At 71.0% G+C, this 17,848-nt stretch carries 3 protein-coding genes and 1 pseudogene; 3 read left to right on the forward strand and 1 reads right to left on the reverse strand.

All coding sequences use genetic code 11. From position 1 onward, the window contains the following. Positions 1–3,544 (reverse strand): amino acid adenylation domain-containing protein (locus A9X05_RS31385; RefSeq protein ID WP_368664947.1); only part of this gene is annotated, 3,544 nt, incomplete at its 3' end. Positions 3,545–3,548: 4 nt separating this feature from the next. Between A9X05_RS31385 and A9X05_RS32615 the strand changes: the two are divergent. The 3 genes and pseudogenes from A9X05_RS32615 to A9X05_RS25575 form a co-directional block, all read left to right on the forward strand. After that, positions 3,549–16,133: pseudogene (locus tag A9X05_RS32615) on the forward strand (amino acid adenylation domain-containing protein); the annotation flags it as partial. A 129-nt stretch (positions 16,134–16,262) separates the two neighbouring features. Continuing rightward, on the forward strand, positions 16,263–16,844 hold the full coding sequence (locus A9X05_RS25570; protein ID WP_067784930.1) for a carboxymuconolactone decarboxylase family protein: 582 nt from the start codon (positions 16,263–16,265) through the stop codon (positions 16,842–16,844). A 32-nt stretch (positions 16,845–16,876) separates the two neighbouring features. Further along, the coding region (locus A9X05_RS25575) for a nitronate monooxygenase (RefSeq protein ID WP_067784928.1) at positions 16,877–17,848 on the forward strand (972 nt) is incomplete at its 3' end.

The following is a 17,848-nucleotide window of genomic DNA, read 5'->3' on the forward strand; positions in this document are numbered from 1 at the left end:
GATCACGCACCAACGGCGTAATCGACCACCCATCCGCAGCAATATGATGAGCCACCGCCACCAACACATGCTCATCGGAAGCAACCCGGAAAAGTGTTGCCCGCAAAGGAATCTCAACCGACAAATCGAACGTGTAGCGCGCCGCAGCCTCGATGGCCTCCTGCAGCCGGTTGGCGGACCAGCCGTCCGTCTTGACCACGTCCCATCTGACGGCGGATTGGGTGGGCGGCAGGACGATCTGCTGGGGGTTTCCCTCGGGTGCGGTGAAGACGGTGCGCAAACTTTCGTGCCGAGCCACCACGTCGCCCAGTGCGGCACGCAAAGCGTCGGTGTCGAGTGGACCTTCCAGTCGCAGCGCCGCCGCCATGTTGTAGACGGGCGACGGCCCGTGCAGCTGGTCGATAAACCACAACCGTGATTGCGCGAACGACAGCGGGACCGTCGGCGGGCGTTCGCACGGCGCCAACGGCGCCAGGCCACCCCCGCCGGTGCCGACGCGGGGGGCCAACTGCGCGACCGTGGGCGCCTCGAACAGCGCCCGCACCGAAAGGCGGCTATCCAGGCCGTTATTGATGGCCGCGATCACCCGCATCGCGGAGAGCGAGTCACCACCCAGATCGAAGAAGGAATCGTCGACCCCGACCCGCTCGACACCGAGGACTTGGGCATAGATGCCGGCCAGGATCTCTTCGACCGCGGTGGCCGGGGCGCGGTAGTGCTCGGCGTCCCGGTAGTCGGGCAGGGGCAGGGCCCGGGTGTCGAGCTTGCCGTTGAGGGTGGTGGGTAGTGCCGGCAGGGCCACGATGGCCGCCGGGATCATGTAGGCCGGTAGCCGGTGGGTCAGCGCGCTGCGGAGTTCGGCGGGATCGGCGGTGCCGGTGATGTAGCCCACGAGGCGTTTGTCGCCGGGGCGGTCCTCGCGCACGACGACGACCGCGTGCTCGGCTCCCGCCAAATCGCCTAGCGCGGCGGTGATTTCACCAAGCTCGATGCGATACCCGCGAATCTTGACCTGCTCGTCGGCGCGCCCCACGTATCGCAGCTGCCCATCAGCATCCCAGCACACGAGGTCACCGGTCCGATACATTCGCGCCCCCGGCGCCCCGAACGGGCACGCCACAAACCGCGACGCGCTCAGCCCCGCGCGGCCCACGTAACCCAGGCCCACCCCGCGCCCGGCCACGTACAACTCGCCGACCACCCCGATCGGCACCGGCCGCAACCAGCCATCCAGGACGAACAACGCCGCCCCGGGCACCGCCGACCCGATCGCCGGCGCCCCCGACCGCGCCACCAACGGCGCACTCACCGAGGTGAAGATCGTGGCCTCCGTGGGCCCGTACACATTGACCATCACCCGCCCCGGCGCCCAGCGATCCGCCACCTCCGCCGGCACCGGCTCCGCCCCGATCACCAACGCCGTCCCGTCCAGGCCCTGCGGGGACAGCATCCGCACCGCCGCCGGAGTCTGGCTGAGCACCGTCACCTTCTCCGCGACCAGCAGCGCGTGAAAGTCCTTGGGCGAGCGGGCCACCGCATCGGGCACCACCACCAACCGGCCCCCATGCAGCAGCGCCCCCCAGATCTCCCACACCGAAAAATCAAACGCATACGAATGGAACTGGGTCCACACCTGACCTGGCCCGAACACCACCCCCACCGCCGGCGCACCGAACAGCCGGGTCACATTGGCGTGAGTGACCGCCACCCCCTTGGGCACCCCGGTCGTCCCCGAGGTGTAGATGACGTGCGCGACATCCTCGGGGGCCGGGCCCGCCGCCGGCGCCGTGGCGGGCTGCGTCGCCAACGCGGCACTGTGCACGTCGATGACCGGCAGCGCGTGCCCCACCAATTTCTCGGCCAGCGCCGCCGTGGTCACCGCAGCCACCGGCGCGGTGTCGGCCAACATGAACTCGATACGCGCCCTGGGCAATCCCGGATCGATCGGCAGGTACGCCGCCCCGGACTTGAGCACCGCGAGGATCGCCACCACCGCCTCGGCCGACCGCTCCAACAGCAGCGCCACCACCGCGCCCCGGCCCGCACCCCGGGCCATCAGCGCGTGCGCCAACCGATTCGCCGCCTCGTCCAACTCCCGATACGTCAACGACCGGCCCTCACACGACACCGCCACCGCATCCGGGCTGCGCACCACCTGCGCACCGAACAGCGCCGGAATCGACACCGGCACCCACGGCTGCGTCAACACCGTCCGGTTGCCGATGGCACCCAGGCGGGCGCGCTCTGCGTCGTCGAGCAGGTCGATCGCCGAGAGCCGCAGGGTCGCATCGGTCGTCAATGCGACCAGCACCCCCCGCAGGCGGTTGACCATGGCCTCGATGGTCTCGGTGTCGAACACGTCGGTGCGGAACTCCACCGCGCCGCCGATGCCGGCGGGCTGCGCGTCTTCGGTCCAGCGTTCGGCCAACGAGAACACGAGATCCATTCGGGCCGTGTGCGTGTCCAATGGCAGCGCGGTGGCGTGCGCCTCGCCCAGGGTGAGTTCGGCGGGGCTGTCGTTCTGCCAGGTGAGCATGACCTGTACGAGGGGGTGATGGGTCAGGCTGCGCGTGGGGTTCAGCCGTTCCACCAGCATCTCGAAGGGCACGTCTTGATGCTCGTAGGCGGCGAGGCTGCGCTGCCGCACCTGGGCCAACACCTCCGCGAGCGTGGGGTTTTGGGCCAGATCGACCCTGAGCACCAAGGTGTTGACGAAGAAGCCGACCAGCTCGTCCAGCGCGGGGTCTTGCCGGCCCGCGACCGGAAAGCCCACCGCCACATCCGAAGTCGCGCTGACCTTGGCGAGGAGCACCGCCAGCGCGGCCTGGAGCACCATGAAGCTCGTCGCGTTGTGTTCGCGAGCCACCTCGCGCACCCGTCGCTGCAACTGCGCCGGCCACTCCACGGCGACGGTGGACCCGCGGTAGTCGGCCACCGGGGGGTACGGCCGGTCGGTGGGCAGGACGAGATGGTCGGGCAGGTCGGCCAGTGCGTGCTGCCAATATCGCAGCTGCGCCGCGATGGGGCTGTCGGGTTGATCCAGTTCGCCCAACAGGGCCTGCTGCCACAGCGCGTAATCGGCATACTGCACCGCAAGTGGCGCCCAATCGGGCGCCTTGCCCGCGCACCGGCTGGCATAGGCGACGCCGAGGTCGCGCACCAGCGGCGCCAGTGACCACCCATCGGCGGCGACGTGGTGGGCGACGGAGACCAACACGTGACTGTCGGCGGCGACCCGGAAAAGGGCTGCGCGCAGCGGGATTTCGGAGGCCAAATCGAAGGTGTGACGCGCCGTTGCCTCGATGGCACCCTGGAGGCGGCTCGCCGACCACCCGTCGGCGTCGACCACCCGCCAGCCGAAGTCGGCTCGCTCCGCGGGGATGACCACCTGCTGGGGTGTTCCCTCCGGCGCGACGAACACCGTGCGCAGGCTTTCGTGCCGGGCCACCACGTCGGCCAGCGCCGCCCCGAGCGCGTCGACATCGAGGTGTCCGTCCAACTGCATCGCCGCGGCCAGGTTGTAGACCGGCGATGGGCCCTGCAACTGGGCGGTGGTGGTGGCCCGGGAGGATCGGCCCGGTGACAGGCGTTTGGTCGCCTACATCACCGGTGGCGCCGATCCGGGCGATGTGCGTGCGCGGTTGACCGATCGGTTGCCGATTTACATGGTGCCGGCGGCGGTGGTCGTGCTCGAGGAGTTGCCGCTGACGGCCAATGGCAAGCTCGACGCCCGGGCCCTGCCCGCGCCTGATTACCAGGGCGCCGGGCATTATCGCGCTCCCGGTGATGCCGTCGAGGAGATCCTGGCCGGCATCTATGCCCAGGTACTGGGCGTGGAACGGGTCGGCATCGACGACTCCTTCTTCGACCTGGGCGGCGACAGCATCTTGTCGATGCAGGTCGTGGCGCGGGCGCGGGCGGCCGGCGTGAAGTTCCGCCCGCGCGACATCTTCGTCGAGCAGACGGTGGCACGACTGGCCCGGGTGGCGGGGGTGTCGACCGACGACGACGCGGTCGACGAGGGTCTCGGCGAGGCCGTCGCCACACCGATCATGCGCTGGCTGCAAGGGCTCGACGGGCCGGTCGACGAGTTCAACCAGACGATGGTGGTGCAGGCCCCCGCCGGGGTCACCCGTGACGACCTGGCGGTGCTCCTGCAGGCCCTGATCGACCGGCACCCGACGCTGCGGCTGCGCGTCGACGACGACGGCGCGGGCGGCTGGTCGCTTGAGGTGCCCGAGCCCGGCGCGGTCGACGCCCGCGGCTGCCTGCACTCCGTCGACGCGTTGTCCGAACACGCTCTGGTGGCGGCGCGCTCACACCTGAACCCCGCCGCGGGGGCGATGCTGCGTGCGGTGTGGGCGGAGGGCACCGGGCGGCTGGCGCTGATCGTTCATCACCTGGCCGTCGACGGGGTCTCGTGGCGAATCCTGTTGGAGGACTTGAACATCGCGTGGGTCCAGCAGCGCAGTGGCCTGCCGGTGGCGCTGCCACCTGGCGGCACGTCGTTCGCCAGGTGGTCCGCGCTGGTGGCCGAGCACGCCGGGCGCCCCGAGGTCGTCCGGACGGCGGACGCCTGGCGGCGGGTGGCGGCGATCCCGGCCGCCTTGCCCGCGGTACGCCCGGAGCTCGACACCTATCGGACGGCGCAGCACCTGTCGGTGTCGCTCGATACCGAGACCACCCGCATGTTGTTGGGGGCAGTGCCGGCGGCGTTCCACGCCGGTGTCCAGGATATTCTGCTGGTCGCCTTCGGGTTGGCGATCAACGAATTCCTGGGCACCGGCGCGCCGCTTTCCATCGACGTCGAGGGCCACGGCCGCGATGAGGACGTGGCCCCGCGCGTCGACCTGTCGCGCACCGTGGGGTGGTTCACCGCCAAATACCCGGTCGCGTTGAGCCTCGGTAAGCCACCCTGGGACCGGGTCACCGCAGGCGCGGCCGAGCTGGGCGCGCTCATCAAGGAAGCCAAGGAGCAGCTGCGCGCCCTGCCGGACGGGCTGACCTACGGACTGCTGCGCTACCTGAATCCCGATGTTTCCCTTGATGATCCGGACCCGGTGATCGGGTTCAACTACCTCGGGCGACTGGGCGGCACGGCGGAGCTGTCGGACGACCTGTGGCGGCCGGTTCAGGACGGTCTGTCGTTGACCGCCGCGACCGCGGCGCTGCCGCTGCCTTTGGGACACACGCTGGAACTGAACGCCGGCGCCGCGGAAACGGCGAACGGACCGCGCCTGCAAGCGAATTGGACGTGGGCGTCCTCGGCCCTGGAGCGCTGGCAGGTCCGCCGGCTGAGCCAGTTGTGGTGCGCCGCCCTGGCCGGCATCTGCGCGCACGTGCGAAACGGCGGGGGCGGACTGACGCCGTCGGACGTCGCTCCGGCGCGGCTGACCCAGCAGCAGATCGACGAGCTGTGCCGGGACCACCCGGCCGCCGACGTGTTGCCGCTGACCCCGCTGCAGCAGGGACTGCTTTTCCACGCCAGCTCCGGGCTGGACCCCGGCGACGACGTGTACGCGGTGCAACTCGACATCACCGTGTGCGGCCCCCTCGACCCGCATCGCCTGCGCGAGGCGGTGCACACCGTGGTGAACCGGCACCCCAACCTGGTGGCCCGGTTCAGCGAAAAGTTCGGCGAGCCGGTGCAGATCATCCCCGCCGACCCCACCATCGCGTGGCGCTACCTCCAGCTCGACGCCGACGACCCCGCCCCCGACCAGCTGATCGAGCGGCTGCGCGCCGCCGAGCGCGCCGCCGTGTGCGACCTCGCGAGCCGCCCGGCGTTTCGGGCGGCGCTCGTCCGCACCACCACAGACCGGCACCGCGTCGTGCTGACCGTCCACCACATCGTGATGGACGGCTGGTCGCTGCCGGTCGTGCTCCAGGAGATCTTCCTCGCCTACTACCGGGAGCGGCTGCCGGCCGCGACGCCCTACCGCAGCTACCTCACCTGGCTGGCGACCCGCGACCTGGACGCCGCCCGCGCGGCGTGGCGCCAGGTGCTCGACGGGTTCGACACCCCGACGCTGGTGCGCGCGCCGGGACGGGCGGGCCGTCGGGACGTCGCGACCTCCGCCGTGCCCGCGGACACCACGCGCGCACTGAGCGCGCTGGCCCGCTCGTCGCACACGACCGTCAGCACCGTGCTGCAGGCCGCGTGGGCGCAGCTGCTGGCCTGGCTGACCGGTGCGGACGACGTGGTGTTCGGCGCCGTCGTCTCGGGACGGCCGGCCGAGGTGCCCGGCGCCGAATCGATGGTGGGCCTCCTGATCAACACGGTTCCGGTGCGGGCCACCATCACCGCGACAACCACGGTCGCCGGACTGCTCGACCAGCTGCGCCGCGCCCACAATCACACCCTGGAACACGAGCACCTCGCGCTGCCCGAGATCCACCGCGCGACCGGCCACGAGCAGCTGTTCGACACCCTGTTCGTGTACGAGAACTATCCGATCGACACCGCCGCGCTGGCGGGCGCACACGAAGTCGCCATCACCGATTTCGCCAGCCGCGAGTTCAACCACTACCCCCTCTCGGTGCAAGCGGTGCCGGGCGAGGAACTGGGCCTGCGAATCGAATTCGACACCGACGTCTTCGACGCGGCCGGCATCGAGGCGCTCGTGGAGCGGTTCCGCCGCGTGCTGGCGGCCATGGCCGCCGACCCCACTCGCCTGTTGTCGACGATCGACGCGCTCGCGGAGTCCGAGCACACCCACCTCGTGGAGTGGGGAAACCGCGCCGTCCTCACCGAACCCGCGGCCGGGCTGTCGATTCCCGACCTGTTCGCGGCGCACGTGGCCCGCACACCGGAGGCGATCGCGCTGAGCTGCGACGGCCGCCACCTGACCTACCGGCAGCTGGACGAGGCGGCGAATCGCCTGGCGCACCGGCTGGCCGGACTCGGTGCGGGTCCCGGTGCCTTTGTGGCGCTGATGTTTTCGCGATCCGCCGACGCGGTCGCGGCGATCCTGGCCGTGCTCAAGACGGGTGCCGCGTATGTGCCGATCGACCCGGGCCTGCCCGCGGCGCGGGTCGAGTTCATGATTGCCCACATCGCACCGATCGTCGCGGTCACCACCGCCGAGCTGCGCTCCCGGTTGGACGGGTTCGACGTGGCGGTCATCGACGTCGACCAGTCCTGCGTGAACGCCCAACCCGCCACGGCGCTGCCGGCGCCGGACCCCGAGGACATCGCGTACGTCATCTACACGTCGGGCACGACCGGCGTGCCCAAGGGGGTGGCGGTCACCCACCAGAACGTCACCCAGCTGATGGCGTCACTGCATGCGCCCCTGCCGGGGACGGCCGCCTGGTCGCAGTCTCACTCCCTGGCCTTCGACGTGTCGGTCCAGGAGATCTTCGGCGCGCTGCTGGACGGGGGCCGGCTGGTCGTAGTGCCCGAGCCGGTGGTGACATCGCCGGAAGGGCTGCGCGAGTTGCTGATTCGTGAACGGGTCAGCGTCTTGAGTCAAACCCCGTCCGAGGCGGGTGCCCTGTCGACCGAGGGCCTGGACGGGGTGGCCCTGGTGATCGGCGGTGAGCCCTGTCCGGCCGAGCTGGTTGATCGGTGGGCGCCGGGCCGGGTGATGGTCAATGCCTACGGCCCGACCGAGACGACCGTGGACGCGGCCATCAGCGCGCCGCTGACCCCGGGAACGGGGGCGCCGATCGGGTCACCGGTGTCCGGCGCCGCGTTGATGGTGTTGGACAAGTGGTTGCGGCCGGTGCCGGCCGGTGTGGTCGGGGAGTTGTACATCGCCGGCCGCGGCGTGGCATGCGGCTACCTGGGCCGGTCCGGGTTGACGGCGTCGCGGTTCGTGGCGTGCCCGTTCGGCGGGGCCGGGGCGCGCATGTACCGCACCGGGGACCTGGTGCGCTGGGGCACCGACGGGCAACTGCGGTACGTGCGGCGGGCCGACGAGCAGGTCAAGATCCGCGGCTACCGCATCGAGCTCGGCGAAATCACCGCGGCGCTCTTGGCTTTGGACGGGGTGCGACAGGCGGCGGTGATCGCCCGCGAGGGCCGCCTGGTGGGCTACGTGACCGGCACGGCCGACCCGGCCGGCATTCGCGCCGCGCTGGCCGAGCAGTTGCCGGCCTACATGGTGCCCGCCGCGATCGTCGCCGTGGACGCGATCCCGTTGACGGTCAACGGCAAACTCGACACCCGGGCGCTGCCCGCACCCGAATACCACGACACCGATGCCTACCGCGCGCCGGCGGGCCCGGTCGAGGGCATCCTGGCCGAAACCTTCGCCCGCGTATTGGGATTGGCGCGCGTGGGGGTGGATGAGTCTTTCTTCGACTTAGGTGGCGATTCGCTCGCGGCGATGCGCCTGGTCGCGGCCGTCAACGCGGGCCTCGACGCGCACCTGTCGGTGCGTGCGGTGTTCGAGGCGCCCACTGTTCGCCGCTTGGCGCCGCTCCTCGGCAGGGGCGGTAACGCGCCGGCGCGCGTGGTGGCGGGTGCGCGTCCGGCGTTGCTGCCCCTGTCGTTCGCCCAGTCCCGGTTGTGGTTCATCGACCAGCTGCACGGGCCGTCGCCGGTCTACAACATGGCCGCCGCGCTACGGCTGGGCGGCCACCTGGACGTCGACGCGTTGGCCGCCTCGCTCGGCGACGTGCTGGGCCGCCACGAAAGCCTGCGCACGGTGTTCGTCGCGGCCGAGGGGACACCGCGCCAGGTGATCATGCCCCCCGGTGATGCCGACGCCGACGTGGTCGACGCCACCGGATGGTCTCCGGCGCGATTGCGCGAGGCCGTCGACGCGGTCGCGGGTCACCCGTTCGACCTGGCCAACGAGAGTCCGCTGCGTGCAACGCTTTTCAGGGTGGACGAGGACGAACATGTGCTGGTCGCCGTGGTGCACCACATCGCCGCCGACGGCTGGTCGCTCACCCCGCTGGTGCGGGATCTCGGCGTGGCCTACGCCAGCCGGTGCGCGGGCCGGGCGCCCGGATGGGCGCCCCTGCCGGTCCAGTACGCCGACTACACGCTGTGGCAGCGCGCCCAACTGGGCGATCTCGACGACCCGGACAGCCCGATCGCCGGGCAGCTGAACTACTGGGAGGCCGCGCTGGCCGGAATGCCCGAGCACCTCGAGTTGCCCACCGACCGCCCGTATCCGCCGGTTGCCGATTACCGCGGGGCCAGCGTCGGGGTCGAGTGGCCGGCCGCGCTGCAGGACCGGGTCCGCGAGGCGGCCCGCACCCACGACGCGACCAGTTTCATGGTGCTCCAGGCCGCGCTCGCGGTGCTGCTCGCCAAGCTCTCCACGAGTTCCGATGTGGCCGTGGGCTTCCCGATAGCCGGACGCCCCGACCCCGCACTCGATGACGTGGTGGGCTTTTTCGCCAACACGCTGGTGCTCCGGGTCGATCTGGCGGGCGATCCCACGGTGGCCGAGCTTTTGACCCAGGTGCGGCAGCGCAGCCTGGAAGCCTACGAGCATCAGGACGTGCCCTTCGAGGTACTCGTGGAAAGGCTCAACCCCGCCCGCAGCCTCGGACACCACCCCTTGGTGCAGGTGATGCTGGCCTGGCAGAACAACGACGCCGCCGAACTGAACCTGGGCGACCTGCAGGTCACCCCGCTGCCGGTGGACACCCGCACGGCCCGCACCGACCTGCTGTTCTCCCTGGCCGAACGCTGGACGGCGGACGGCCGGTCCGCCGGGATCGGTGGAGCGGTGGAATTCCGCACCGACGTGTTCGATACCGCCAGTGTCACAACGCTTGTCGCACGCCTCGAGCGCGTGGTGGCGGCCATGACCGCCGACCCCGCCCGCCGCTTGTCGTCGATCGACGTGCTCGACGAGGCGGAGCGTGCCCGGCTCCACGACTTCGGCAACCGTGCGGTGCTCGACCAGCCGGCGCCGGTGGGACTGTCGATCCCGCAGCTGTTCGCCGCCCAGGTGCACCGCGCCCCGGAGGCGGTGGCCATCAGCTGCGGAAATCGCTGGTGGAACTACGGCGAATTCGACGCCGCCGCGAACCGGTTGGCGCACTTGCTGATCGAGCATGGCGTGGGCCCGGGGGAGCGGGTGGCGCTGCTGGTTCCCCGGTCGGCCGGGGCCGTCGCCGCGATCCTGGCCGTACTCAAAGCCGGAGCGGCCTACGTGCCGATCGATCCGGGCCTGCCGGCCGCGCGGATCGGCTTCATGCTGGCCGATGCCGCACCGGTTGCCGTGCTGACGACCAGCGAGCTGCGATCGCGCCTGGACGGCTGCGGCCTGCCGCTGCTGGACATCGACGATCCGGCGGTGGACACGTTCCCCCGCACCGCGCTGCCGGCCCCAGACCCCGACGCCGCCGCCTACGTCATCTACACGTCCGGCACCACCGGGATCCCCAAGGGAGTGGCCGTCACGCACCGCAACGTCACCCAGCTGCTCGAGTCGCTCGATGGCGAACTGGATCTGGGGCAGGTGTGGACGCAATGCCACTCGTTGGCCTTCGACTTCTCGGTGTGGGAGATCTTCGGTGCGCTGTTGCGCGGCGGGCGCCTGGTGATCGTGCCCGACGACGTGGTCCGATCACCGGAAGACCTGTACGCCTTGCTGGTTCGTGAGCAAGTCAGCGTGCTGAGCCAGACGCCCTCGGCGTTCTATGCGCTGCAAACGGCCGAAGCGCTCTCACCCGACCTCGCCCAGCAACTCAAACTGCAGACGCTGGTCTTCGGTGGCGAAGCGCTCGAACCCCAACGGCTGGGCAACTGGCTGGACAGCCACCCGGGACGGCCCCGCCTGATCAACATGTACGGCACCACCGAGACCACGGTGCACGCCTCGTTGCGCGAGATCGTCGGCGGCGACGTCGACGGCGCCGCCAGCCCGATCGGAATCCCCCTGGCACATCTCGCCTTCTTCGTGCTGGACGCCTGGTTGCGGCCGGTGCCGGCCGGCGTGGCGGGTGAGTTGTACGTGGCGGGCGGGGGATTGGCGTCGGGGTATCGGGGCCGGGCGGGCCTGACCGCGTCGCGGTTCGTGGCGTGCCCGTTCGCCGGAACGGGAGTCCCCGGAAAACGTATGTACCGCACCGGGGATCTGGTGCGCTGGGGCGCGGACGGGCAGCTGCGGTACCTCGGGCGCGCCGACGATCAGGTCAAGGTCCGCGGCCACCGCATCGAGCTGGGCGAAATCCACGCGGCGCTAGCCGGTTTGGACGGGGTCGGTCAGGCGGCCGTGATCGCCCGCGAGGACCGGCCGGGTGACAAGCGGCTGGTGGGCTACGTGACCGGGACCGTCGAGCCGGCCAACGTCCGCGCCGCGCTGGCCGAACGGTTGCCGGCCTACATGGTGCCCGCCGCGATCGTCGTGGTGGACGCAATCCCGTTGACGGTCAACGGCAAACTCGACAGTCGTGCCCTGCCGGCCCCCGACTACCGCGCCGCCGCTCGGTACCGCGCACCCGCCACCCCCACCGAGGAGATCCTGACGACGATCTACGCCCAGATCCTCGGTGTCGAGCGCGTGGGCGTCGACGATTCATTCTTCGAATTGGGGGGCGACTCGCTGGCGGCGATGCGGTTGATCGCCGCCGTCAACACCGGGCTGAACGCCCACCTGGGGGTGCGGTCCCTGTTCGAGGCACCGACCATCCACCAGTTGGCGTCGCGCCTGGGCGCGGCCGGGGCGGCGCGCGCCCCACTGGTGGCGATCGAACGCCCCGCGGTCATTCCGTTGTCCTTCGCCCAATCCCGGCTGTGGTTCCTCGACCAGTTGCAGGGGCGCTCGGCGGTGTACAACATGGCGGCGGCGTTGCGGCTGCACGGGCGCCTGGACGCCGACGCGGTCGGCGCCGCGCTCGGCGACGTGGTGGCCCGCCACGAGAGCCTGCGCACGGTTTTCATCGCGGCCGAGGGGACGCCGCAGCAGGTCGTGCTGTCCCCCGAGGAGGCCGTCGTCGGCTGCGACGTGGTCGACGCCACCTCCTGGCCGCAGGCCCGCCTGGACGAGGCAGTCGAGGACGTGGCGCATTACGCGTTCGACCTCGGTACCGAGATACCCTTGCGCGCATGGCTTTTCCGCACGGCGGAAGACGAGCACGTGTTGGTGGCGGTGCTGCACCATATTGCCGCGGATGGATTGTCGCTCGCCCCGCTGGTGCGGGATCTCGGGGTGGCCTACGCCAGCCGGTCCGTCGGCGAACGCCCCGGGTGGACGCCGCTTTCGGTCCAGTACGCCGACTACACGCTGTGGCAACGCGACCAGTTCGGCGACCTGGACGACCCGGACAGCCCCATCGCCGCGCAGCTGCGGTTCTGGGAACACAACCTCGCCGGAATGCCCGAGCGCCTGGTGCTGCCCACCGACCGGCCCTACCCGCTGGTGGCCGACCACCGCGGCGCCACCGTCAGCGTGCGGTGGCCGGCGCAGCTACAACAGCGGGTGCGCGAGTTGGCGCGGACCCACAACGCGACCAGTTTCATGGTGGTCCAGGCCGCCCTGGCGGTGCTGTTGTCGACCATGAGCGGAAGCAGCGAGGTGGCCGTCGGCTTCCCGATCGCCGGCCGGCGCGACCCGCTGCTCGACGACGTGGTGGGCTTCTTCGTCAACACCCTGGTGCTGCGGGTCGATCTGGCCGGCGATCCCACGGTGGCCGAGCTGTTGTCCCAGGTGCGGCAGCGCAGCCTGGAAGCCTACGAGCACCAGGACGTGCCCTTCGAGGTGCTGGTGGAGCGGCTTCGCCCGGCCCGCAGCCTGAGCCATCACCCGCTGGTGCAGGTGATGTTGGCATGGCAGAACAACGACCCCGCCGAACTGAGCCTTGGCGATCTGCGGGTCGCCCCGTTGCCCGTGGACACCCACACCGCACGCATGGATATGACCTTCTCGCTGGCCGAGCACTGGGACGACACCGGCGAACCCGGGGGAATCGGCGGGCAGGTCGAGTTCCGCACCGACGTGTTCGACGCCGACACGATCGAAGCGCTGATCAAGCGCCTCTACCAGGTGTTGGTGGCCGCGACCGCCGAGCCCGGCCGTCCGTTGTCGTCGATCGACATGCTCGGTGCCGACGAGCGTGCCCGGCTCGACGCATGGGGTAACCGCGCGGTGTCGCACCGGCCGCCGACCCGGCCGTCGATCCTGGAGGTGTTCGCCGTGCAGCTCGCCCGCGACCCGGGCGCCGCGGCCGTCAGCTGCGGGGACCGCTCGATGACCTACCGGCAACTGGACCGGGCCGCAAACCGGTTGGCGCACTTGCTCGTCGGCCGCGGCGTCGGTGCGGGCGACTGCGTCGGCCTGCTGATGAACCGCTCGGCGGACGCGATCGTGGCGATCCTCGCGGTGCTCAAGACCGGGGCGGCCTACCTGCCGATCGATCCGGGGCTGCCGGCGGCGCGGATCGAGTTCATCCTCACCGACGCCGCTCCGGCCGCCACGCTGACGACAGCCGACCTCCGGTCGCGGCTAGACGGGTTCGAATTCGCGGTCGTCGACGTCCACGACGCCGCTCTGGACGCCCAGCCCAGTGGCGCGTTGCCCGCGGCGCCGACGGCCGACGACATCGCCTACATCATCTACACGTCCGGAACCACCGGAACCCCCAAGGGCGTGGCCGTCGCCCACCGCAACGTCACGCAGCTGTTCGCCCCCCTCGACGCGCCCCTGCCGGTGGCCGCGGTGTGGGCGCAGAGCCATTCGCTGGTCTTCGACGTGTCGGTGTGGGAGATCTTCGGTGCGCTGCTGCACGGCGGCCGGGTGCTGGTGGTGCCCGATGTCACCGCCCGGTCCCCGAAAGACCTGCACGCGCTGCTGAGTGCCGAGCGGGTCGGCGTGCTCACCCAGACGCCGTCGGAGGCGGGGATGCTCCCGCTCGACGGCCTGGACTCGGCCGCCCTGGTGGTGGCCGGTGAGGCGTGCCCGGAAGAGGTGGTGGATCGGTGGGCGCCGGGACGGACGATGCTCAACGTCTACGGCCCGACCGAGACCACGATGTGCGTGTCGATCAGCGCGCCGCTGGCGCCCGAGTCGGGAACCCCGCCGATCGGCTCACCGGTGCCGGGGGCGGCGCTGTTCGTGCTCGACGGGCGGTTGCGCGAAGCGCCCACCGGCGTCGTCGGCGAGCTGTACGTCGCCGGCGCCGGACTGACGTACGGATACGTGCGGCGGGCGGGTCTGACCGCGTCACGATTCGTGGCGTGCCCGTTCGGGGCGCCCGGCACCCGGATGTATCGCACCGGGGATCTGGTGTGCTGGGGCCCGGACGGGCAGCTGCGGTACCTGGGCCGCGCGGACGAACAGGTCAAGATCCGCGGGCACCGCGTCGAACTCGGCGAGGTGCGGGCGGCCCTGGCCGCATCGGACGGGGTGGAGCAGGCGGCCGTGATCGCCCGGGAGGACCGCCCGGGGGACAAGCGGCTGGTGGGCTACGTCACCGGCGCCGCCGACCCGGCCACGCTGCGCGCGGCGCTCGCCGACCGGCTGCCCGCCTACATGGTCCCGGCGGCGGTGGTGGTGCTGGACACGCTGCCGCTGACGGTGAACGGCAAACTCGACGCGCGTGCGCTGCCGGCGCCGAACTACGGCGACGGTGATCGCTACCGCCCTCCCGCCACCCCGGTCGAGGAGACGCTGGCCGACATCTACGCCCAAGTCCTCGGGACAGAGCGGGTAGGGGTCGAGGAATCCTTCTTCGACCTCGGCGGTGACTCGTTGTCGGCCATGCGCCTGGTCGCCGCCATCCAGACCACCCTGGGTGTCCATCTGCCGGTGCGCGCCGTCTTCGACGCGCCGTCGGTGCGGAACCTGAGTCAGCAATTGGACCGGCACGCCGACCATTACGGCCCGGGCTTCGCCTCGGTGCACGGTCGCGACGCCACCGAGGTGTACGCCAGCGATCTCACGCTGGACAGGTTCATCGACGCCGCGACGCTGAGCGCCGCGCCCGCACTGCCGGGCCCGAGCTCGGAGGTGCGGACGGTCCTGCTGACCGGGGCGACGGGGTTCTTGGGGCGCTATCTGGCGCTGCAATGGCTCGAGCAGCTCGAGCCGGTGGACGGCAAGCTGATCTGCCTGGTGCGGGCCGGCTCCGACGAGGAGGCGCGCCTGCGGCTGGAGAAGACGTTCGACAGCGGTGCCCCGAAGCTGCTGAGCCACTTCCACCGATTGGCGGCCGACCGCCTCGAGGTGGTGGCCGGTGACAAGGGTGCGACGAATCTTGGTCTCGACGAACACATCTGGCGGCGGCTGGCCGACACCGTCGACCTGATCGTCGACTCGGCCGCCCTGGTCAACGGCGCGCTGCCCTACAGCGAGCTGTTCGGCCCCAACGTCGTCGGCACCGCCGAGCTGATCCGGCTGGCCCTCACCGGCAAGCTCAAGCCGTACTCCTACGTCTCGACGGCAAACGTCGGGGACGGGGTGGAGCCGGCGGCCTTCACCGAAGACGCCGACATCCGCGTCATCAGCCCGATCCGCAAGATCGACGGCGGCTACGCCAACGGCTACGGGAACAGCAAGTGGGCCGGCGAGGTGCTGCTGCGCGAGGCCAACGACCTGTGCGGGCTGCCCGTCTCGGTTTTCCGCTGCGACATGATCCTGGCCGACACCAGCTACGCCGGCCAACTCAACCTGTCGGACATGTTCACCCGGATGGTGCTGAGCATCGCGGCCACCGGCATCGCGCCGCGCTCGTTCTATCGCTTGGACGGTGACGGCAACCGGCGCCGTTCGCACTTCGACGCGCTGCCGGTGGAATTCGTCGCCGAGGCGATCACTGCGCTCGGTGGCCGGACGGTCGACGGGTTCGAGACGTATCACGTGATGAACCCGCACGACGACGGCATCGGGATCGACGAGTACGTCGACTGGCTGATCGAGGCCGGCCACCCGATCGAGCGCATCGACGACTTCGGGGAGTGGCTGCGACGGTTCGAGGCCGCGCTGAGCGAGTTGCCGGAGCGGCAACGCCATCACTCGGTGCTGGCGCTGCTGCAATTGCCGGGGGCGCAGCAGGTCGAGCCCGGGGAGCCGGGCCGCGGTTCACTCGCCCCCACCGACCGGTTCCGCGCCGCGGTGCGGGAAGCCAAGATCGGCGGGGACGGCGACGAACCGGACATCCCGCACGTGTCCGCGCCGGTGATCGTCAAGTACGTGACCGACCTGCAACTGCTCGGCCTACTGTAAACGTCAGAGCGGCAAGGGGTTTCGCGCGGGCGAGCGCAATGCCCGGCATTCGGGCCACGTCGGGGCAAAGCCTGACTACCATGGCCGGTGATCGTGACGGTGTCCCGCCAGCACACGAAAGTGTTCACCATGACAACAGCTCGCGTGCCCAAACTGCCGCTCGACGAAGCCACGGCCGCCGCCGACGAAGCGGCCGTGCCCAACTACATGGCCGAACTGAGCATCTTCCAGGTGCTGCTGAATCACCCGCCGCTGGCGCGCGCGATCAACGACCTGCTCGCCACCATGCTCTGGCACGGCGCGCTCGACCCGCGGCTGCGCGAGTTGGTGATCATGCGGATCGGCTGGCTCACCGCGTGCGACTACGAGTGGACCCAGCACTGGCGGGTCGCGTCCGGGCTCGGCGTGGCCCCCGACGACCTCATCGGCGTGCGCGACTGGCGGGCGCACGACGGGTTCGGACCCCCCGAACGGGCCGTGCTGGCCGCCACCGACGACGTGGTGCGCGACGGGGCGGTGAGCGCCGGGAGCTGGGCGGCCTGCGAGCGTGAATTGCAAGGCGACACAACGGTTCTCATCGAGCTCGTCACCGCGATCGGCGCGTGGCGGATGGTTTCGTCGATCCTGCAGAGCCTGCAGGTCCCGCTCGAAGAGGGCGTGTCCAGCTGGCCGCCGGACGGCCGGTCGCCCGCGGAGGCCGTCGTCGATTGACATATCGATCGGTGGCTCTTTAGCGTCGGGCAATGCGTACCAGAGTCGCCGAAATGCTCGGCGTCGAGTTTCCCATCTGCGCGTTCAGCCACTGCCGCGATGTGGTGGCCGCGGTGACCAATGCGGGCGGGTTCGGCGTCCTCGGCGCGGTGGCGCACAGCCCCCAGCGGCTGGAGAACGAACTGACGTGGATCTCCGAGCAGACCGGCGGCAAGCCCTTCGGGGTGGACCTGCTGCTGCCGCCCAAGTACGTCGGCGCGGACGAGGGCGGCATCGACGCCGCACAGGTGCGGGCGCGGCTGCCCGAGGAGCACCGCGCGTTCGTCGACGACATCCTGGCCCGCTACGGGGTCACCGCGCCGCCCCAGGAGCCGCGCGGCTCCGCGGGCGGCCTCAACATTTCGCCGAAGGGCTACGAGCCGCTGCTGGAAGTTGCGTTCGGCCACCGCATCCGGCTGATCGCCAGCGCGCTCGGCCCGCCCCCCGCGGACCTGGTCGAACGCGCCCACGACCGCGACGTGCTGGTGGCCGCGCTGGCCGGCACCACCCGCCACGCCCAACGGCACGCGGCCGCCGGTGTCGACCTGATCGTCGCGCAGGGCACCGAGGCGGGGGGACACACCGGCGAGGTGGCCACCATGGTCCTGGTGCCCGAGGTCGTCGACGCGGTGGCGCCGGTCCCCGTTCTCGCCGCGGGCGGCATCGCCCGCGGCCGCCAGATCGCGGCGGCCCTGGCCCTCGGCGCCGAGGGCGTCTGGTGCGGGTCGGTGTGGCTGACCACCGAAGAGGCCGAGACGCCGCCGGTGGTCAGGGACAAGTTCCTGGCCGCCACCTCGTCGGACACGGTGCGGTCGCGATCGATGACGGGCAAGCCGGCGCGGATGCTGCGCACGGCCTGGACCGACGAATGGGACCGCCCGGAGAAGCCCGACCCGCTCGGCATGCCGCTGCAGACCGCCCTGGTCACCGAGCCGCAGGTGCGCATCAACGCCGCGGCCGCGCAC

Origin of the sequence: Mycobacterium sp. E3298, from assembly GCF_001666895.1 — a bacterium.
Lineage (GTDB): Bacteria > Actinomycetota > Actinomycetes > Mycobacteriales > Mycobacteriaceae > Mycobacterium.